This is a genomic window from Streptomyces sp. TG1A-8 (genome assembly GCF_030499535.1).
Lineage (GTDB): Bacteria > Actinomycetota > Actinomycetes > Streptomycetales > Streptomycetaceae > Streptomyces.
The window spans coordinates 5,069,291-5,089,169 of sequence record NZ_JASTLB010000001.1 but is presented as its reverse complement, the minus strand read 5'-3'; the positions used below and the strand labels follow the sequence as shown (position 1 = coordinate 5,089,169).

Genomic DNA, 19,879 nt, shown 5'->3' with positions numbered 1-19,879 from the left:
TAAGGTGTTCGCATGAATACCGGGGTTCGCCGCAGGATGGGCGTCGAGGAACGACGGCAGCAGCTGATCGGCGTCGCCCTCGACCTGTTCAGCCGCCGTTCGCCCGACGAGGTCTCCATCGACGAGATAGCGTCCGCGGCGGGTATCTCGCGTCCGCTGGTCTACCACTACTTCCCCGGCAAACTCAGCCTCTACGAAGCCGCGTTGAAGCGGGCGGCGCAGGACCTCGCGGGCCGCTTCGAGGAGCCGCGCGAGGGCCCGCTCGGGGCACGGCTGCTGCGGATGATGGGCCGGTTCTTCGACTTCGTGGACGAGCACGGCCCCGGTTTCTCGGCGCTGCTGCGGGGCGGTCCGGCGGTCGGCTCGTCGGCGACCAACGCGCTCATCGACTCCGTCCGTCAGGCCGCCCACGACCAGATCCTCGCGCATCTGGGGGTCGGCGAGCCCTCCCCGCGGCTGGAGCTGGTCGTCCGCTCCTGGATCTCGCTCGCCGAGTCGACGGCGCTGATCTGGCTGGACGGCAGGCGCGTCCCGCGCGCCGAGCTGGAGCGGCAGCTCGTGCAGGACTTCGCCGCCCTGGCCGCCGTGAGCGCCGCCTATGACCCGGACATGGCCGCGCTGCTGCGCGTGATGGTCGGGCAGGAGCCGGCCGACGGCCCCTTCGCGGAGCTGGCCGGCCGGCTCGTGCCCCTGGCGCCCTGACGGGCGGCTACCGCTGAAACCTCCGGTAGGAGGGGTCCAGTTCGCGGGTCTCGGCGGAGGCGTGCAGGGTGAGCCCGTCCTGGGCCGCCACGTGCGTGCGCAGCAGGTCCAGCACGGCCTGCGTCAGCCGTTCCTTCGTCTCCTCGCTGCGTCCGGCGAGGAGGCCGGGGGTCACGTGCACGACGGCGTGCCGCTCCTGCCCCGGCTCCTCGTACCCGTACGCGGTGCGGTCGCCGCGCCGCGACAGCGTCCTGCAGGCCTCCGGCGCGGCCGCCGCGATCCCGACGGCCGCCTCGTGCACGGCCCGGGCGAAGGAGTCCTCCAGCACGGAGGAGCAGCCGACGGTGATCTGCGGCACGGCCACTCCTGTTCTACGGAAACGCCCTCACCCTAGTTCGCCGCCCGGGTGAACACCGCGACGGTCCGCGCCGGGACGGTGAAGGTGCCCGTGCCGGCCGCGTAGGCGGACGTCCTCACCACCGCGTCCGCGCCCGCCGCCTGCACCGGGTGCAGCAGGTAGCGCGTGCCGGCGAGGGCGCCGATCCGCTGCTCCTGCCGGTGCGGGGTCGCGTTGAGGACGACGACCAGGTCACCGAGCCGCATCGTGACCACACCAGGTGTCTCGTCCCTGCCGGACAGCGGGAAGGAGAGCCGGTCCTGCACCTGCGCGGCCGTGTCCAGAAAGAACGCCGGCTCGGTCGTACGGATCCTCAGCAGGTCCCGGTAGGCGGCCGAGGCGCCGGTGATCTGGGGGCAGCCCACCGTGACGGTGGTGAGCAGCGGCTTGGCGTACGGCCACTTGGCCCTGTTGTCGGCCCCCATGGGCAGCCCGCGGCCGAAGCCGTTGCCGTCGGCGCAGTTCCAGTGGATGGCGTTGAACCAGTCGCCGCTGTCGAAGGAGTTGCGGTCCAGCGACTTCGAGCGCAGCAGGTCGGTGCCCGCCTGGGAGAGGGCCGGCCCCTGCGAGAGGGCGGCCGTGGCCATCGCGAGGACCTGCATCCGGGCCCGGTCGGCGGCGCTCGTGGAGGCGGGCAGCTTGTAGGCCAGGGCGTCGAACAGCGTCTCGTTGTCGTGCGCGTCCACGTAGGCGAGGGCGTCGCCGGGGGCGTCCGCGTAGCCGGCGGGAGCGCCGTTGTAGTCGATCCCGGCGCCGGTGACCTCCTCGCCGTCGGTGCCGGTGAAGCGGTACCGGGCGAGGTTGCCGGTCAGCCCGACCTTGATCAGGTCCTGGTAGTGCAGCAGCCGGGCCTTCTGTTCCGCCTCGGTGCCGTTGGCCGCCGAGGAGTTGGGGTCGGTGTAGAGGCCGGACGCGAAGCCCTGGACGCCGGGGTCGGCGTCGAAGGGGCCGCCGCCGCGCACCGCGTCCCGGGCGCGGTCGGAGAAGGTGGCGACGCCGGTGCCGGCCATGTTCTTCTGGGTGGCCTGCACGAACCGGGCGTCGTCGGCGACCTCCCCGAAGTTCCAGCCCTCGCCGTAGAGGACGATCTTCTTGCCGTCGACGCCGTCCTCGGCCACGGTCAGCGCGTCCAGGGCCTTGCGGACGGCGAGGATGTTCGCCCTGGGGTGGTGGCCCATGAGGTCGAAGCGGAAGCCGTCGACCTTGTACTGCCTGGCCCAGGTGACGATCGAGTCCACGACCAGCTTGCCCATCATCGCGTTCTCGGGCGCGGTGTTGGCGCAGCAGGTGCTGTCGGCCACCGAGCCGTCGGCGAGCAGGCGCTGGTAGTAGCCGGGCACGATCCTGTCGAGGACGGAGGTGTCCGCCTGGCCGGCGGCCGCCGTGTGGTTGTAGACGACGTCCATCACGACCCGGAGGCCGTCCCCGTTGAGCGCCTGCACCATCCTGCGGAACTGGACGGTGCGGGCCGTGCCGTCGGGGTCGGTGGCGTACGACCCCTCGGGGACCGTGTAGTGGTACGGGTCGTAGCCCCAGTTGTAGGCGTCCTGCGCGGCCGTCCTGGCCACGCACTCCTGCTGCCGCTCGGAGTCGGCCGGGTAGGAGGCCGGGTCGCAGTCCGGGACCGCCTGGCCGGCCCGCTTCTCGGGGATGGTGGCGATGTCGAAGGCGGGCAGCAGGTGGACGTGGGAGGTGCCCGACCTCGCCAGCTCGCGCAGGTGCCGGGAGCCGTCGCCGTCCCGGTCGGTGAAGGCCAGGTAGGTGCCCCGGTCCCCGGCCGGGACGGTCGGGTCGGCGACCGAGAAGTCCCGGATGTGCAGCTCCTGGATCCGGGCGTCCTTCAGCGGGACCGCCGCGGGCTTGCGCAGGCCGGCCCAGCCGGCCGGGGCGAGCGACCCGTCGTCCAGGTCGGCCAGGACGCTGCGTTCGGAGTCGGCGGTCAGCGCGACCGAGTAGGGGTCGGTGACCTCGTTGGTGACCACCTTGCGGACGCTGGGCGCCCACACCCGCACCACGTACCGGTACGGCCTGTTCCGCCAGGACGCCGGTCCGGTGACCGACCAGACGCCGGTCGCCGCGTCGCGGCGCATCGGGACGGCGCGGCCGTCGAGGTCGAGGCGGACGGACCGGGCCGTCGGCGCCCACACGGACAGCGTCGGCCTGCCGTCGTGGAAGACCGGTCCGAGCGCGGCCCTGGTCGCGCCGGCGTACAGGTCGTCCAGGACGCCGGCGACCTGCACGCCGGTCGCCGCCAGCACGGCGCCGTTCGCGGCGCGCTGCGAGGCCACGACCTGTCCGGTCAGCGCCTCGCGCACCCGGTCCCGGTCGCGCGGGTCGACGGACCAGGCGGTGTAGTCCTCCAGGTGCGGGAACCGCGCCTTCTGGGCGTCGGTGAGCGTGGTCTTCGCCAGTCGCAGCCAGCGCTCGTCGTCGCTGGTCAGCGTCCCGTCCTCGACGGCGATCGAACCGTCGTGGGAGTAGAGCAGCTGGGTGGAGGCGGCGCCCTCGACGCCGTCGAGGGCAACGGTGTCCCGGTCGATCCAGACCGCCTTGGAGGTGGTGAGGTCGAGGGCCGCCGCGCCGCCGGCGGGCTGCGGCAGCAGGTGTTCGTCCCGGCCGTTCAACAACCACACCTCGTGGCCGTCGGCCGTGAGGTCCAGTGACCGGTTGGTGGGGAGGTCCTTGTCGTCGCCCTTGTGGAGGATGTAGCCGAGGTGGGTGGCACCCGGGGCGAGGGGCACCTCGAAGACCGCGCCATAGGCATCGGTGTCCACCGGCTCCAGGGGGTCCGACCAGTCGGTGGGGGTGGCGGCGCCCGTCCACACGTGCAGGCCCCAGCCGTCGTAGTCGCCGTCGGCGCGGTGGTAGTGGAGGACGGCCCTGCCGGTGTCCTGGGCCGGGTAGGCGGGCCGTTGCGTGCGCACCCCGGCGTCGCCCTGCTCGATCCAGACCTCGCCCGTCCGGGTGACGTCGATGGACCGGTCGGCGGGGACGTCCTTGTCGCCGTCCTTGTCGACGACGAGGAAGCCGACGTCCGAGGCGCCGGGCCTGAGCCTGACGTAGGCGAAGGCGCCGTAGGCGTCGCGGCCGATGAAGGGGTGGCTCGCGGGCCAGTCCGTGGCCTCGCCGTCGGCGAGGTCGCCCCAGGCGTACAGGCCCCAGTCGGCGTAGTCGCCGCCGGTGCGGTGGTAGTGGACGATCGCGTAGTCCCGGGAGCCGGCCGTGGGGACCCGCGGGGCGGGCGGGGTGCCGGTGGTGCTGCTCGCCGTGGCGCTCGCGGTGTGCCCGGCCGAGTCGACGACGACGGCCTTGTAGCGCAGGGCGGTCCCGGCGGGCACGTCCTTGCCGGGGGTGTGGGTGACCTTGTAGGGGGCGTGGTCGGCGGAGCCGAGCGTCTGCCACGGGCCGTTGCCGACCTGCGCGGCGAACACGACCCGGTTCAGCCGGCCGCCGCCGACCCCGGCGGTGACGTCCACGGTGCCGGTGGCTCCGGCGGCCGGGGGCGCGAGGGTGATCGTCGGCTTGGCGGCGGGTCCGGCGGGGGTGCCGGACGCCTTGTAGACGACGGCGGAGCCGGCCGGGACGGTGACCGTGATCCTGCGGTCCGCGTCGGTCCGCAGCGTGCCGTCGGCACCGTGGATGCCCCGGTAGGCCCTGTCCGCCGAGCCGGTCGCGAAGGTGGCCGTCCTCGCCTCGCCGGCGTTGTTGAGCGCGACCACGTACTCGGTGCCGGTACCGGCGTCCGTCCGGGTGAAGGCGTAGACGCCGGCGCCGTCGGCCGCGTACCGCTCGGTCTGGACGCCGTCCGTGAGGGCCGGGTTGTCCCTGCGGAGCTCGGCGAGGGCGGCGATCTGCCGGTACAGCGGCGCGCCGGTGTCGTAGGCGTCGCTTGCGTGGGTGCGGCCGGTGCCGATCTCGTCGTCGTCGAGGTAGTCGGCGACCTGGGAGGCGAACATCGTCTGGCGGGCGTCCTTGTCGCCGCCGGCGCCGGTGAAGCCCTGCTCGTCGCCGTAGTAGACGACCGGGTTGCCGCGGCTGAGGAACATCAGCTCGTTGGCCAGCTCGTCCTTCTTCAGCAGCTCGGCGTCGGCGGCCTGCGGGTTGTCCTGCTTCAGGAAGTACCCGATGCGCCCCATGTCGTGGTTGCCGAGGAAGGTGACCTGTTCGTAGGCGTTGGCCTTGCCGGTGGTGTACTTGTAGTCGTCACCGAAGACGCCCGCGAGCTTCCGCGCGCTGCCGCCCTGGGAGGCGTAGGCGCGGGCGGCGTCCTGGAAGGGGAAGTCGAGGGTGGCGTCGAGGCGGCCCTGGGTGACGTAGGGGGCGGTGACCGAGGTGTCCGCCGAGTAGACCTCGCCGAACATGAAGAAGTCCTTGCGCCCGTGCGCCGCCGCGTACGCGTCCAGCGCGGTCGCCCACTGGGTCCAGAACTCCATGTTCACGTGTTTGACGGTGTCGATCCGGAACCCGTCGACGCGGAAGTCCCGCACCCAGCGCTCGTAGATCTGCTCCATGCCGTGGACGACCTCGGGACGCTCGGTCCACAGGTCGTCCAGGCCGGAGAAGTCGCCGTGGGTCGCGGACTCGCCGGCGTAGGTCGAGTCGCCGCGGTTGTGGTACATCGTCGGGTCGTTGAGCCAGGACGGCACCTTGGCGTCGCTCGTGACCTGCGGCGTGCGCGGGAAGGAGGCGGCGTCCACGGCCGGGAACGCCCCGGTGCCGTCCGCGTGGTCGGCGTCGTCGAAGGGTTCACCGTCCTCGGTCAGGTAGGGGAAGGCACCCTTGGAGAGGTAGTCGTAGGACTTCTCCTCGTAGTCGACGACGTCGGCGGTGTGGTTGGTGATGACGTCGAAGAAGACCTTCATGCCCTTGGCGTGCGCCTTGGAGATGAGGGTCTTCAGGTCCCCGTCGGTGCCGAAGTGCGGGTCGACCCGGGTGAAGTCGGTGATCCAGTAGCCGTGGTAGCCGGCGGAGGCGTTGCCGCCGGTGCCCTGCACGGGGCGGTTCTTGAAGAGGGGGGCCAGCCAGATGGCGGTGGTGCCCAGGCCCTTGATGTAGTCGAGCCGCCGGGTCAGGCCCTTGAGGTCGCCGCCCTGGTAGAAGCCCTTGTCGGTGGGGTCGTAGCCGGTGCTCGTGCGCGAGCCGGTCAGACCGCCCCGGTCGTTGGAGGCGTCCCCGTTGGCGAACCGGTCCGGCATGACGAAGTAGAACTGCTCGCGCGTGTCGTCGTGCCGGGCGGGCTGCGACGCGAGGGCGGCGTCCGAGGGGGGCGCGGGCGGGGTGGCGGCACGGGCCGCGAGGGGTTGCACAAGGGCGGCGGCGAGGGCGGCGACCGTGACGGCCGCGACCCTTCCGCGCTGCGGGGTTCGGCGCCCGCCGGGCGCCGGCCATCTCGGTGTCACAGGCGGTAACTCCTTGCGGATGCGGCTCTCTCGGGTCCGGCCCCGGCGCTGCGGCGCGGTTTCGCCGCCGGGCGCCCGCGAGACCGTACCGCCGCCGAAAGACTTGCAGCAAGAGGCTTGAAACAAACAGAAAGAAATTTCATCCACGGCCCCGGGACCGTTGCCCGGGGCACGTGTGCGGACGCCCGGTCAGCAGCCCGACTTGCCGGCGTAGACCGCCAGGGCCGTGTTGCCCGCCAGGGTCGCGGTGAGCTGGCCGGAACCGTTCACCGTCACCGTGGTGTTGTTCTGCACGTTGCAGTACGTCCCGGCCGGCAGCGACGTCTGGTAGGTGCGCGTCAGCGAGCCGGACTCGTGGTTGACGGCCACATAGCCCTTGCCGCCCCGGCCGAAGGCGATGGCGTCGTTGCCGTCGTCCCACCAGTTGGTGACCGCCTGGCCCCTGGTGGCGTTGCGGAAGGCCACCATGGACTTGATCTCGGGCCAGGCGTGCTGGCACTTCCAGCCGTTCTGCCAGCAGGCGGTCACGGCGCCGTTGCCGGGCGGTCCCGCGTCCGCGTCCGACCATTCGTAACCGGAGTTGATGTCCGGGGCCCCGTAGGGCCAGGCCAGCATGAAGACGTTGGCCAGGGTGTAGGTGGCGCCGTCCTTGTAGTTGAGGGTGCTGCCGTTGCGCTCGGTGTCGTGGTTGTCGACGAAGACGCCCGCGGCCGAGCTGCTCAGGTAGCCCCAGCCCTCGCCGTAGTTCTTCAGGTAGGCGAGGTTCTCGTTGCCGAAGACGCGCTTGAGGTCGTAGGCGTAGCGGAACTCCTGCACGTCGCCGTTGTTCGTGTACTCGGTGGGCTGGACGGCCTCGCCCGCGCCGTAGATGACCTCCTGCTTCCAGTAGGCGCCGGGGTTCGTCAGGCGGCTCTTGATGTTGGCCAGGTCGGCGGTGTCGATGTGCTTGGCCGCGTCGATGCGGAAGCCGTCGACGCCCAGGGAGAGCAGGTCGTTCAGGTAGCCGGCGATCGCCTTGCGGACGTACTCCTCGCCGGTGTCCAGGTCGGCCAGGCCGACCAGTTCGCAGTGCTGGACGTTCCAGCGGTCGGTGTAGTTGGAGACCTGGGCCGTGCAGTCGTCGAAGTCGTGGGAGGAGTACAGGCCCGGGTAGTCGTACTTGGTGTACGACGAGCCGCCCGTGCCGGTGCCGCTGCCGGCCGACATGTGGTTGACGACCGTGTCGACGACGACCTTGACGCCGGCGGTGTGGCAGGTGGCGACCATGTTCCTGAAGGCGGTGCGGTCACCGAGGCGGCCGGCGATCCGGTAGGACACCGGCTGGTACGACGTCCACCACTGCGATCCCTGTATGTGCTCGGCGGGCGGGGAGACCTGCACGTAGCCGTAGCCGGCCGGGCCGAGGGTGCTGGTGCACTCGCGGGCCACGGAGGCGTAGTTCCATTCGAAGAGGACGGCGGTGACGTCCTTGGTGCCGGGCGGGGAGGCCTCAGCAGTAGTCGGGTACATGCCAATCGCGGCGGCGGCCGTGAGGGCCAGCGCGGCGGGAAGGGTTCTGCGTGCCATGTGGGGTTCCTTCGTCATCGAAGGCTGGTGGGGGCCGGTGGAGGCCGGTGCGGGGCACCGCGGGACCGCTGAAGGCGCTTGCTGCAATCTTTCAGCAATCTTGCGGTGACCCAGATGGTAAGGGCCCGCTGCCTGAAAAGGCAGCGGGCCGGACGAAGTTGGTGCGAGAACTTGTCGGCGCGCGGTCAGCCGGCCGTCGTCCACCACACGGTGGTGTCGGCCGGGACCTTCGACCCGTCCGCGCTCCCGGCGACCTCGTCGCTGCTCAGCAGCACGCGGCCGTACGCCGGAACCGTGACCGGCTCCCCCGTGGTGTTCGCGACGCACACGAAGTCACCGCGGCGGAAGGCCAGGACGCCCCGCGGCGCGGGCAGCCACTCCACCGCGTCGCCCGCGCCCAGCGCGGGGTGCGCGCGGCGGGCGGCGAGCGCGGCCCGGTACAGCTCCAGGGTGGAGCCGGGCACGCCGGTCTGCGCCTCCACGCTCAGCTCCGCCCAGCCCTCGGGCTGGGGCAGCCAGCTGCCGCCGTCGCCGAAACCGTGGGAGGGGCCCCGGCGGGTCCACGGGATCGGCACCCGGCAGCCGTCGCGGAAGCCGTCCTGACCGGCGCCCCGGAAGTACGCCGGGTCCTGGCGGACCTCGTCGGGGAGGTCGACCACGTCCGGCAGGCCCAGTTCCTCGCCCTGGTAGACGTACGCCGAGCCGGGCAGCGCCAGCATGAGCAGGGTGGCCGCGCGGGCGCGGCGCAGGCCCAGCCCGCGGTCGCCGGCCGTGCGGATCTGGGTGCCGAGCCCGGGTGGGTTGGCGAAGCGGGTGGCGTGCCGGGTGACGTCGTGGTTGGACAGGACCCACGTGGCCGGGGCGCCGACCGGGCGCATGGCCTCCAGGGTGCGGTCGATGACCCCGCGCAGTTCGTCCGCGTCCCACTCCGTGGCCAGGTACTGGAAGTTGAAGGCCTGGTGCAGTTCGTCGGGGCGGACGTAGTTGGCCGTGCGCTCGACGGTCGGGGTCCAGGCCTCGGCCACGAAGATGCGTTCGCCCGCGTACTCGTCGAGGACCTTGCGCCACTGCCGGTAGATCTCGTGCACGCCGTCCTGGTCGAAGAACGGCATGACATCGTTGCCCAGCAGCTTGAGCTGGTCGTGGGAGCCGAGGTCCGGCAGGCCCTGGGCCTTCACCAGCCCGTGGGCGACGTCGATGCGGAAGCCGTCCACGCCCATGTCCAGCCAGAAGCGCAGGATGGAGCGGAACTCGTCCCCGACGGCCGGGTGGTCCCAGTTGAAGTCGGGCTGCTCGGGGGCGAAGAGGTGCAGGTACCACTCGCCGGGGCTGCCGTCCGGCTCGGTCACCCGGGTCCAGGCCGGGCCGCCGAAGATGGACTCCCAGTCGTTGGGCGGCAGTTCGCCGTCCTCGCCCTTGCCGGGGCGGAAGTGGTAGCGCTCGCGCAGCGGGGAGCCCGGGCCCTCGGCGAGGGCGCGCTTGAACCACTCGTACTGGTCGGAGGAGTGGTTGGGCACGAGGTCGACGATGATCCGCAGGCCCAGTCCGTGGGCGTCGCGGATGAGCGCGTCGGCGTCCAGCAGGGTGCCGAACATGGGGTCGACGGCGCGGTAGTCGGCGACGTCGTAGCCGGCGTCGGCCTGCGGGGAGGCGTAGAAGGGGCTGAGCCACACGGCGTCGACGCCGAGGTCGCGCAGGTACGGCAGGCGGGAGCGGACGCCCTGCAGGTCGCCCATGCCGTCGCCGTCGCTGTCGGCGAAACTGCGCGGGTACACCTGGTAGATGACCGCGTCCCGCCACCAGTCGCGGTGGCCCGCGACGGTGGCGGCGGTGGAGTGGTGGGCCGGGGCGGCGGGGTGCTGCTGGCTCATGGCGTCCTTGTGCGTGACGGAGTTCGGGTCATGGGCGGGCGGCGGACGCGCGGACCGGGGAACGGGACGGCCGCGGTGCCGGCGGGGCTGGATGGGTCTCCCCTGCGCGGAGTGCGCGGGGAGGACACCGCGGCCGTCCACCCGCGCGCTCGGGCGCGCGGGAGCCTCTTCCCGGTGGGCGTCAGCCCTTGGTGCCGCCGGCGGTGAGGCCGGTGACGAGGTTCCTCTGCACGAGGTAGAAGAACACGGTCACCGGTATCGCGATCAGCACCGCGGTGGCGGCCATGTAGTTCCACTGGGCGTCGTGCTCGCTGACGAACGTCTGCAGTCCGACGGCGAAGGTGTACTTGGAGTCGTCGAGCAGGAAGGTGGTCGCGAAGGCGACCTCCCCGACGGCGGTGATGAAGTTGTAGAAGGCGGCGACGGCCAGTCCGGGGCGGGCCAGCGGCAGGACCAGCCGGAAGAAGGTGCCGAAGGGGCTCAGCCCGTCCACGCGTCCGGCCTCGTCGATCTCGAAGGGGATCGTGTCGAAGTACCCCTTGAGCAGCCAGGCGCTGTAGGGCACGGCCGTGGTGCAGTTGATGACGATCAGGGCCCAGTAGGTGTCGATGAGGCCGAGCTCGCTGAAGATCTCGTACATCGGCACGATCAGGATGGCGATCGGGAAGGCCTGGGTGAGCAGCAGCACCCACATCAGCGACCGGTAGCCGGGAAAGCGCATCCGGGAGACCGCGTAGCCGGTGGTGGCGGCGACGAAGACGCCGATCAGGGTGGTGCCGAGGGCCACGATCATCGTCGACCTGAACCAGTCGAAGAAGGCCGTGTGCCGGAACACGAAGCCGTAGTTGGAGAAGGTGAGCTTGCCGGCGATCCTGCCGGGGTGCAGGTAGTCGTCCTTGTCCGGCCCGAGGGACAGGAAGAACAGCCAGGCCACCGGGGCCAGCGCGATCAGGCTCGCCACGGCGAGGCCGCCGTGCAGCAGGGCGGTGCCGAACGGGCCGCGCTCGCCGCGCCGCCGTGCCGCGGGGCGGCGCGGGGGCCGCGGGGCGGGGGCCGGCCCGGCCTGCGTCTTCTCCGGGGTCGTGGTACTCATGGCGGCGGCTCCTGCGGCGTCAGACGGCGAGCTGGTCATTGCGCTTCAGCCAGCGGAAGTAGAAGGAGGTGAAGACGGCGAGGATCGACAGCAGCAGCACGCCGTACGCGGCGGACTGGGCGAAGTCGCGCGGCTGCTGGCCGAAGCCGAGGAAGTAGGCCCAGGTCACCAGGATCTGGGCGTCGGGGGCGCCGGTGGGCCCGAACAGCAGGAAGATGATGGCGAACTGGTTGAAGGTCCAGATGACGCCGAGCAGGACGACGGTGGAGCTGACCGAGCGCAGGCCGGGCAGGGTGACGTGGCGGAACCGCTGCCAGGCGCTGGCGCCGTCCATCTCGGCGGCCTCGTGGAGCGAGGGGTCGATGGACTGCAGTCCGCCGAGCAGCGAGAGCATCATGAACGGCACACCGCACCAGGTGTTCACCATGATCGCGGCGAACCGCTGCCAGAAGGTGTCCTCCAGCCACTGCGGCCGGGGCAGGTGGAGGGCGCCGAGGACCTGGTTGAGCACGCCGGAGTCGGCGAGCATGATCCGCCAGGAGAAGACGGTGACGAAGGTCGGCACGGCCCAGGGCAGGACCAGCAGCAGCCGGTAGAAGGTGCGTCCGCGCAGCTTCTGGTTCAGCATGAGCGCGAGGCCGAGGCCGACGGCGTAGTGCAGGGCGACGCAGGCGGCGGTCCACAGGACGGTCCACAGGAAGTGCGACCAGAACCGGTCGTAGGCGGTCGGGCCCCACAGGATGTCGGCGTAGTTGTCGATGCCGACGAACCGGTAGGTGGCGGCGATGTGGTTGACGCCGATCGTGCGCGCCGAGTTCAGGCTGTTGGCGTCGGTGAGGGTCAGGTAGACGCCCCGCACCAGCGGGTAGCCGACGATGACGCCGAGGACGACGACCACCGGGGCGATCATCGCGTAGGCGTACCAGTGCTTCTGGTAGCCGTTCTTCATGCGCTGCCCCAGCCCGGGCCGGGGCGCGCGGTCACCGCGGCGCCTGCCGGTCGCGCGGTCGATGGCGACTGTCATGGTTCGACACCTTCGAGGATCAAGGAGTTGGGCCGGGCGCAGCCGGCGGCCGTCGGGCCCGCTCCTGCGGAGAGCGGGACCCGGCGGCCACGCGGGCTCACTTGCTGAAGTCGGGCACGAGCTTGGCGATGGCCAGTTCGGCGTTGCCCAGACCCTTGTCCAGGGACTCCTTGCCGCCGGCGATCTTCGGCAGCTCGGTGTCGAGCGGGCCCCACAGGGAGCTGTACTCGGGCAGGGCCGGACGGGGCTGGGCGGCGGCCAGGACGCCCTGGTAGCCGGCGATGCCGGGGTCGGTCTTGACCCGGGCGGTGTAGGCGTCGGTCCGGGTGGGCAGGGTGGAGTTCTTCAGGGCGATGGTCTCCTGGGCCTTCGCCGAGGTCATGAACTTGACGAACTTCAGCGCCGCGGTCTGGTGGGCCTCGTCGGAGCCGGCGTAGACCGAGAGGTTGTGGCCGCCGGTCGGGGCGCCCGCCTTGCCGGCGGTGCCGGCCGGGACGGTGGCGATGCCGAGGTTGTCCCGGTCCTTGAAGGCGGAGCCCTTGTAGAAGTTCGTGATCTCCCAGGGGCCCTGGATGATCGCGGCGACCTTGCCGTTGACGAACGCGTCCTGGATGTGGGCGTAGGCGTCGGCGGTGGTGTCCGCCTTGTGCAGGCCCTTGCCGGAGAACAGGCCCAGCCAGGTGCCGTAGGCCTTCTCGGCGGCGGCCGAGTCCACGGTGATCTTCTTGCCGGCGGCGTCGACGGTGTCGGTGCCCTCGCCGTACAGGAAGGGCTGCGCGTAGTAGGCCTGGGTGGAGCCCCAGTAGCCGTCGGCGCCGGTCCTGGCCTTGACCTCGGCGGCGGCCGACTTCAGCTCGTCCCAGGTCGTGGGCGCCCCGGTGATGCCGGCCTTCTTGAACAGGGCCTTGTTGTAGACCAGGGCGAGGGTGTCGGTGACCAGCGGCACGCCGTAGGTCTTGCCCTCGTACTGGGCCTGCTTGATCAGGTTGGGCTCGAAGTCACCTTGCTCGGCGAGCGCTTCGGTGCCGTCCAGCGGCAGGAAGTAACCCTTCTTGGCGAAGGCGGGGGTCCAGCCGACCTCGGAGCGCAGGACGTCCGGGGCGCCCTTGGAGCCGGCGGCGGTGTCGAACTTGTTCTGCGCCTGGTCGAAGGGGACGTTGACGTACTTGACCCTGACGTCCTTGTTGGCGGCCTCGAACTGCCGCACCAGGGTCTTGTACGTCGGTGCCTCATTGGTGGCGTTGGAGGTGTCCCACCAGGTGATGGTGACCGGGCCGTCCGACTTGCCGTCGCCGTCGCTCCCGCCGCACGCCGTCGCCGTGAGGGCGAGGGACGCCACCAGCGCGGAGGCCGCTATGCCACGCCGCATGAGTTCTCCTTGAGTGTTGAGCCCGTGGAATGCAGGGGGCGGCCCCGTCCGCCGCCCCTGCCGTCGTGCCGACTGCGCCGTTGCGGCGGCCGGGCGACCAGGAACGTAACAGCGATGCAAGCGGCGCGAAAGACCTTGCAGAAAAAAAATGCAAGGCGATGCGGGGGTTACCGTGCCGTGACCTGCGGTAGATCCCGTTGAAACCCCGTTGTGGCGCCGGTCGGCGCGTTGACGGACACGTGTGCAAGACTCTGCAAGCTCTTGCCAGACGTTTCGACCGCCGGGATCATCCGGTTGCAGACACCGAGAAGGACGAGGAGCGCGATGACGCAGCATTCGACGGCGGGCCGGCCGGCCGGCCGTGCACGGCGTCCGGTCGGTGTGCAGGGCGGGGGGCGGCCGGTACAGTCCGGTGCCGTGACCACACGGCTCGCGGACATCGCCGCGCAGGCGGGGGTGAGCGAAGCGACCGTCAGCCGCGTCCTCAACGGGAAGCCCGGCGTCGCCGCCACCACCCGCCAGTCCGTGCTCGCCGCGCTGGACGTGCTCGGCTACGAGCGTCCGGTGCGGCTGCGCCAGCGCAGCGAGGGCCTGGTGGGCCTGATCACCCCGGAGCTGGAGAACCCGATATTCCCCGCCCTGGCGCAGGTCATCGGCCAGGCGCTGACCCGGCAGGGCTACACCCCGGTGCTCGCCACCCAGACCCCGGGCGGGTCCACGGAGGACGAGCTGACCGAGATGCTCGTGGACCGGGGGGTGGCCGGGATCATCTACGTCTCCGGGCTGCACGCGGACACCACCGCCGACATGCAGCGCTACGAGCGGCTGCGGGCGCGGGGCGTCCCGTACGTGCTGGTGGACGGGTTCTCGCCGAAGGTGCAGGCGCCGTTCATCTCCCCCGACGACCGCGCCGCGATGACGCTGGCGGTCACCCATCTGGTCTCCCTCGGCCACACCCGGATCGGGCTGGCGCTCGGGCCCAAGCGGTTCGTGCCGGTGCAGCGCAAGATCGAGGGCTTCGTGCGCGGCATGCAGGACCAGCTCGGCCTGAGCGCCGAGACGGTCGAGACCGAACTGGTCCAGCACTCGCTGTACACGCTGGAGGGCGGCCAGGCGGCGGCGAGCGCGCTGATCGACCGGAAGTGCACGGCGGTCGTGTGCGCGAGCGACATGATGGCCCTCGGCGCGATACGGGCGGCCCGGCAGCGGGGCCTGGAGGTGCCGCGGGACGTGTCGGTGGTGGGTTTCGACGACTCCCCGCTGATCGCCTTCACCGACCCGCCGCTGACCACGGTGCGCAAGCCGGTCCCGGCGATGGGGCAGGCGGCGGTGCGCACGCTGCTGGAGGAGATCGGCGGAACGCCCGCGCCGCACAGCGAGTTCGTGTTCATGCCGGAGCTGGTGGTGCGCGGTTCGACCGCCTCCGCGCCGGGGGACCGCCACCGCGGGTGACCTCCGGGTCCGGCCGGGAACGGCGCGCGGCGCAGGACGTGCGGAACGGACCCGGACTTGGGATGATCTGTCGGAGAAGCCCCTTCCGACAGACTGCGTGCTCATGGGTGACTCGACCGTGACGGAGCCGGAAGGTCACGAGGAGGTGGCCGTTCCGCGGACCGTCACGCGCGGGGGCGCACGGGGTGCGCGGGGTGCCGCGGCCCGCCTGCGCCGGCCCCGGGCGCCCCGGCTGTGGTTCGAGGTCCTGCTGGTCGCGATGGGTTACTGGACGTACTCACTGATCCGCAACGCCGTGCCCGAGCAGCGGGGCGAGGCCCTGCGCAACGCCGACTGGATCTGGCGGGCCGAGCACGGACTGGGCATCGCCGTCGAGCAGTCCGTCAACCACGCCGTCAACACCGCGGGGTGGCTGGTCGTCGGCATGAACTACTACTACGCCACCCTGCACTTCGTGATCACGCTCGGCGTCCTGGTGTGGTTGTACCACTGGCATCCGGGCCGCTACGCGGCGACCCGGCTGGCGCTGTTCGCGACGACGGGCGTGGCCCTGGCCGGTTACCACCTGTTCCCGCTCGCCCCGCCCCGGCTGATGCGCGGCGGGCACTTCGTGGACACGGTCGCGGTGCACCGGACGTGGGGCTCGATGGCCTCCGGCGACCTGAAGCACGTGTCGAACCAGTACGCGGCCATGCCGTCCATGCACATCGGCTGGTCGCTGTGGTGCGGGCTGACGGTGTGCGCGCTGGCCTCGGTGCCGTGGGCGCGGGTGCTGGGCCTGCTGTACCCGGCGGCGACCCTGCTGGTGATCGTCGCCACGGCCAACCACTTCTGGCTGGACGCGGTGGGCGGCGTGCTGTGCCTGGCCTTCGGCCTGGCGGTGGCCCGGCTCTGGTACGGCAGCCTGCCGCACGCCCTGCCGCGGCCGGCCCCGGTCCGGGCGGGCCGGACCGCTCAGGCGCCGTCCCCGTAGAACAGCTCCTCCACGACCGTGCGCGCCCGGCGGGCGGTACGGCGGTAGGTGTCCAGCATGTCGCCGGCGTGCCCCGAGCCGTAGCCCAGGTGGCGGCCGACGGCGGCCAGCTCGCGCGGCTCGGTGGGGAAGGTGTCGCCGGCCCGGCCGCGCACCAGCATGACCGCGTTGCGCACCCGGGTGGCCAGCACCCAGGCCTCGTCCAGGACGGCCGCGTCCTGCGCGGACAGCAGCCCGGCGTCCCGGGCGGCGGTCAGGGCCTCGCGGGTGCGGGTGGTGCGCAGGCCCGCCTCGCGCCGGCCGTGGCGCAGCTGGAGCAGCTGCACGGTCCACTCGACGTCGGACAGGCCGCCGGGGCCGAGCTTGGTGTGCAGCTTCGGGTCGGCACCGCGGGGCAGGCGCTCGGCCTCCATGCGGGCCTTGAGCCGGCGGATCTCGCGGACCGCGTCCTCCGTGAGCCCGTGCTCCGGGTAGCGCAGCGGGTCGATCAGCTCGGTGAAGCGACGGGCCAGGTCCGCGTCCCCGGCGACCGGCTCGGCCCGCAGCAGCGCCTGCGACTCCCAGCCCAGGGACCAGCGGCGGTAGTACGCCTCGTACGACTTCAGGGTGCGCACCAGCGGCCCGGACTTGCCCTCCGGGCGCAGGTCGGCGTCGATGAGCAGCGGCGGGTCGGTGCTGGGCAGCTGCAGCAGGCGGCGCATCTCGGCGACCACCTTGTTGGCCGCCGCGGCGGCCTCCTGCTCGTCGACGCCGTCGTGCGGTTCGTGCACGAACAGTACGTCGGCGTCGGAACCGTAGCCCAGCTCGTGGCCGCCGAAGCGGCCCATCCCCACGATCGTGAACCGGGTGGGCAGGTTGCCGTCCCAGCCCTCGCGGACCACCGCGCGCAGGGTGCCGGCGAGGGTGGCGGCGGTGATGTCGGAGACGGCGGCGCCGACCCGGTCCACCAGGGCGCCCGGGTCGGCCTCGGCGGGGCTGTTCTCGGTGCCGTGGGAGCCTATGATGTCGGCGGCGGCCGTACGGAACAGTTCGCGGCGGCGCACGCCGCGGGCCGCGGTGACGCCCTGCTGGGCGCTGCCGGCGCGGCCCACGGCGGCCAGGATCTCCTGTTCCAGCGGGCCGCGGCCGCGCGGCCGCAGGCCGCTGCCGCCGGTGCCGGCGCCGTCGCCCTCGCCGAGCAGGGCCACCGCCTCGGGGGCGCGCATGAGCAGGTCGGGGGCGAGGCGGCCCGCCGACAGGACGCGGGCCAGGTTCTCGGCCGCGGCGCCCTCGTCGCGCAGCAGCCGCAGGTACCAGGGGGTCTTGCCGAGGGCGTCGGAGACCTTGCGGAAGTTGAGCAGGCCGGCGTCCGGGTCGGCGGATTCGGCGAACCAGCCGAGCAGGACGGGCAGCAGGGTGCGCTGGATGGCGGCCTTGCGGCTCACGCCGGAGGCCAGGGCCTCCAGGTGGCGCAGGGCGGCCGCCGGGTCGGCGTAGCCGAGGGCGACCAGCCGCTCGCGGGCCGCCTCGGGCCTCAGCCTCGCCTCTCCGGGGGCGAGCTGGGCGACGGCGTCGAGCAGCGGGCGGTAGAAGAGCTTCTCGTGCAGCCGGCGCACGACCCCGGTGTGCCGCTTCCACTCGCGCCGCAGCCCGGCCACCGGGTCGGCGCGCAGGCCGAGCGAGCGGCCGAGGCGGCGCAGGTCGGCCTCGGCCTCGGGGACGAGGTGGGTGCGGCGCAGCCGGTGGAGCTGGATGCGGTGCTCCATGGAGCGCAGGAAGCGGTAGGCCTCGTCGAGGCGGGCGGCGTCCTCGCGGCCGACGTAGCCGCCGGCGGCGAGGGCCCGGAGGGCGTCGAGGGTGGTGCCGCTGCGCAGGGAGGCGTCGGTGCGGCCGTGCACCAGTTGCAGCAGTTGGACGGCGAACTCCACGTCCCGCAGGCCGCCCGGGCCGAGCTTCAGCTCGCGCTCGACCTCGGCGACGGGGATGTTCTCCACCACCCGGCGGCGCATCTTCTGCACGTCGGGGACGAAGTTCTCCCGCTCGGCCGCCTGCCAGACGAGGGGGGCGAGCGCGTCGAGGTAGGCCTGCCCCAGTTCGGCGTCGCCGGCCACCGGGCGGGCCTTGAGCAGGGCCTGGAACTCCCAGGTCTTGGCCCAGCGCTGGTAGTAGGCGAGGTGGCTGCTGAGGGTGCGCACGAGGGGGCCGTTGCGGCCCTCGGGGCGGAGGTTGGCGTCGACGGGCCAGATGGAGCCCTCGACGGTGGTCTCCGAGCAGATCCGCATCATGTGCGAGGCGAGCTTGGTGGCGGCCCTGAGCGCCTTGGCCTCGTCGGCGCCCTCGGCCGCCTCGCCGACGAAGATCACGTCCACGTCGGAGACGTAGTTCAGCTCGTGGCCGCCGCACTTGCCCATCGCGATCACCGCGAGGCGGCAGGCCGCCGCGTCCTCGGGCGCGGCGGCGCCCGCCACCGCCAGGGCGGCGCGCAGGGTGGCGGTGGCGAGGTCGGCCAGTTCGGCGGCGGTCTCGGCGACGTCGGTGGTGCCGCACACGTCGCGGGCGGCGATGGACAGCAGGCAGCGGCGGTAGGCGACGCGCAGCGAGACGGGGTCCGCCGCACCGGCCAGGCCGCGCTCGAACTCCTCCACCCCCGGGTGCAGGTCCCTCGGTTCGTAGGTGACCAGGGCCTGCCAGTCGCGCGGGTGCCGGGACAGGTGGTCGGCGAGGGCGGCGGAGGCGCCCAGCACGCCCAGCAGGCGGTCGCGCAGCGGCTTGGCCGCGATCAGGGTGTCCAGCAGTTCGCGGTGGGCGGTGGGGTCGGGCTGGGCCTCCAGCAGGCGCATCAGGCCGTGCAGGGCGAGGTCGGGGTCGGCGGTGGCGCCCAGGGCCTCCAGCAGCACCGGGTCGTTGCGCACCGGTGCCAGCTCGGCGCTGTCCAGCAGGCGCTCGGCGGCGGAGGGGTCGGTGAAGCCGTGCCGAAGCAGCCGCGTGAAGGTACTGCTCCTGCGCCCCGGCGTCATCCGCGGCCTCCCCTCGCGTCAAGGTGCTCCCGGCCAGAGCCTACCCGCGGGCCCCCTGGCCTGCGGCGCGCAGGTCCGCGGTGCCTCCGCGCCCGGTGCGGCGGACGCCGGGACGCGGGTCCGCGACGTGCCGGGTCAGCGGGGGGTGCCGGGGGCGTGCGCCGTTTCGCGGCGGTGCGGCGGGGACGGGGCCAGCAGGGTGCGCATCAGGTGTGCGGAGTTCACCGCCGCGTCCGCGCAGCAGTTGTTGAACAGCACGTGCACCTCGTCCGTGCGTTCGGCCAGCGACCGGATGCGGGGCAGCCACTGCGTCAGTTCCGGCTCGGTGTAGGCGTGGCGGAACCGGTCCTCCTTGCTGCCCGTGCCCCAGTGCGGGCTGCGGCCGTGGAAGCGGACGACCGAGAGGCGGGGGGTCGTGACCGGCGCGAGCGGCGGCACGGAGGTGGGCAGGCCCTGGACCGTGTCGACGGCCACGGCGGTGGCGTCCAGGTCGCGGAGCAGGGCCGTGGTGGAGCGCGCGCGGTCGTCGCGCCACCAGGCGGGATCGCGGAACTCCACGGCGAAGGGCCAGTCGCGGGCCCGCTCCCGGGCCGCGCGGACGAACTCCTCCGCCCCGGGCCCCGGGGTGAGGGACGGCGGGTACTGGAAGAGCAGGGTGCCGAGCCGGCCGGCGTCGCGCAGCGGGGCGACCGCCTCGGCGTAGCGGGCCCAGACCTCGTCCAGCAGGCCCCGGTCGCGGGCGCGGCCCCGCAGGTCGGCGGGCAGGGCGGCCGGCCGGGTGGGGTGGCCGGTGAGCAGGGAGAAGGCCTTGATGTCGAAGCGGAAGCCCTCGGGCGTGCGCTCCGCCCACCGGCGGGCGGTGTCCGGGTTCGGCAGTGCGTAGTAGGCGGAGTCCGCCTCCACCACGGGGAAGCACGCGGCGTAGTGCCGCAGCCGTCCCTCGGCGTCGCGCCGCCCCGGCGGGTACCAGCCGCTCGCGACGAGTTCCCGGTCGGTCCAGCCGCACGTGCCCACGAGGATCTCCGTCATGGGCCGCT

Annotated in this window: 12 protein-coding genes; 3 read left to right on the top strand and 9 right to left on the bottom strand. The window is 72.6% G+C overall.

Going from position 1 to position 19,879, the window contains the following annotated elements:
* The first annotated feature begins 12 nt into the window (after nucleotides 1-12).
* Nucleotides 13-702, top strand: coding sequence for a TetR/AcrR family transcriptional regulator (locus QQY24_RS22310; RefSeq protein ID WP_301974475.1), 690 nt, complete (start codon nucleotides 13-15; stop codon nucleotides 700-702).
* A 7-nt stretch (nucleotides 703-709) separates the two neighbouring features.
* Here the strand turns inward: QQY24_RS22310 and QQY24_RS22305 are convergent, their stop codons facing one another.
* From QQY24_RS22305 to QQY24_RS22275, 7 genes are all read right to left on the bottom strand, one after another.
* Nucleotides 710-1,060, bottom strand: a complete 351-nt coding sequence (locus tag QQY24_RS22305) for an isomerase (protein ID WP_301974474.1) — start codon at nucleotides 1,058-1,060, stop codon at nucleotides 710-712.
* Between the two features lie 32 nt (nucleotides 1,061-1,092).
* Nucleotides 1,093-6,498, bottom strand: coding sequence for a pullulanase-type alpha-1,6-glucosidase (gene pulA, locus QQY24_RS22300; RefSeq protein WP_301974473.1), 5,406 nt, complete (start codon nucleotides 6,496-6,498; stop codon nucleotides 1,093-1,095).
* Nucleotides 6,499-6,687: 189 nt separating this feature from the next.
* Nucleotides 6,688-8,064, bottom strand: a complete 1,377-nt coding sequence (locus tag QQY24_RS22295) for an alpha-amylase family protein (RefSeq protein WP_301974472.1) — start codon at nucleotides 8,062-8,064, stop codon at nucleotides 6,688-6,690.
* A gap of 185 nt (nucleotides 8,065-8,249) precedes the next feature.
* Entirely contained in the window at nucleotides 8,250-9,935 is a 1,686-nt protein-coding gene (locus QQY24_RS22290; protein ID WP_301974471.1) for a glycoside hydrolase family 13 protein, read from the bottom strand.
* Nucleotides 9,936-10,116: 181 nt separating this feature from the next.
* Nucleotides 10,117-11,028: a sugar ABC transporter permease gene (locus QQY24_RS22285; RefSeq protein ID WP_301974470.1), complete on the bottom strand. Its 912-nt coding sequence runs from the start codon at nucleotides 11,026-11,028 to the stop codon at nucleotides 10,117-10,119.
* Between the two features lie 19 nt (nucleotides 11,029-11,047).
* Nucleotides 11,048-12,052 (bottom strand): carbohydrate ABC transporter permease, encoded by a 1,005-nt coding sequence (locus QQY24_RS22280; protein WP_301974469.1) that lies wholly within the window; start codon nucleotides 12,050-12,052, stop codon nucleotides 11,048-11,050.
* 97 nt (nucleotides 12,053-12,149) lie between these two features.
* Nucleotides 12,150-13,421 carry an extracellular solute-binding protein gene (locus QQY24_RS22275; protein WP_301974468.1) on the bottom strand — a complete coding sequence of 424 codons (1,272 nt, stop codon included), beginning with the start codon at nucleotides 13,419-13,421 and terminating at the stop codon, nucleotides 12,150-12,152.
* A gap of 417 nt (nucleotides 13,422-13,838) precedes the next feature.
* Between QQY24_RS22275 and QQY24_RS22270 the strand changes: the two genes are divergently transcribed.
* Nucleotides 13,839-14,873 carry a LacI family DNA-binding transcriptional regulator gene (locus QQY24_RS22270; protein ID WP_301974467.1) on the top strand — a complete coding sequence of 345 codons (1,035 nt, stop codon included), beginning with the start codon at nucleotides 13,839-13,841 and terminating at the stop codon, nucleotides 14,871-14,873.
* A 103-nt stretch (nucleotides 14,874-14,976) separates the two neighbouring features.
* A complete protein-coding gene (locus QQY24_RS22265; RefSeq protein WP_301974466.1) occupies nucleotides 14,977-15,846 on the top strand; it encodes a phosphatase PAP2 family protein in 870 nt (289 codons plus the stop codon).
* Here QQY24_RS22265 and QQY24_RS22260 read toward each other — a convergent pair.
* Together QQY24_RS22260 and QQY24_RS22255 are read right to left on the bottom strand one after the other, a co-directional pair.
* On the bottom strand, nucleotides 15,828-18,842 hold the full coding sequence (locus QQY24_RS22260) for a bifunctional [glutamine synthetase] adenylyltransferase/[glutamine synthetase]-adenylyl-L-tyrosine phosphorylase (protein ID WP_301974465.1): 3,015 nt from the start codon (nucleotides 18,840-18,842) through the stop codon (nucleotides 15,828-15,830). The two genes, QQY24_RS22265 and QQY24_RS22260, sit on opposite strands and share 19 nt — an antisense overlap.
* A gap of 135 nt (nucleotides 18,843-18,977) precedes the next feature.
* The gene (locus tag QQY24_RS22255; protein WP_301974464.1) at nucleotides 18,978-19,871 is read right to left on the bottom strand and encodes a DUF72 domain-containing protein; all 894 of its coding nucleotides are present in this window, start codon (nucleotides 19,869-19,871) and stop codon (nucleotides 18,978-18,980) included.
* Nucleotides 19,872-19,879: the final 8 nt, after the last annotated feature.

Coding starts and splice junctions, on each gene's coding strand:
- QQY24_RS22290 (WP_301974471.1), bottom strand. CDS start 9,935: ATGAGCCAGCAGCACCCCGCCGCCCCGGCCCACCACTCCACCGCCGCC.
- QQY24_RS22265 (WP_301974466.1), top strand. CDS start 14,977: ATGGGTGACTCGACCGTGACGGAGCCGGAAGGTCACGAGGAGGTGGCC.
- QQY24_RS22285 (WP_301974470.1), bottom strand. CDS start 11,028: ATGAGTACCACGACCCCGGAGAAGACGCAGGCCGGGCCGGCCCCCGCC.
- QQY24_RS22260 (WP_301974465.1), bottom strand. CDS start 18,842: ATGACGCCGGGGCGCAGGAGCAGTACCTTCACGCGGCTGCTTCGGCAC.
- QQY24_RS22280 (WP_301974469.1), bottom strand. CDS start 12,052: ATGACAGTCGCCATCGACCGCGCGACCGGCAGGCGCCGCGGTGACCGC.
- QQY24_RS22255 (WP_301974464.1), bottom strand. CDS start 19,871: ATGACGGAGATCCTCGTGGGCACGTGCGGCTGGACCGACCGGGAACTC.
- QQY24_RS22295 (WP_301974472.1), bottom strand. CDS start 8,064: ATGGCACGCAGAACCCTTCCCGCCGCGCTGGCCCTCACGGCCGCCGCC.
- QQY24_RS22275 (WP_301974468.1), bottom strand. CDS start 13,421: ATGCGGCGTGGCATAGCGGCCTCCGCGCTGGTGGCGTCCCTCGCCCTC.
- QQY24_RS22310 (WP_301974475.1), top strand. CDS start 13: ATGAATACCGGGGTTCGCCGCAGGATGGGCGTCGAGGAACGACGGCAG.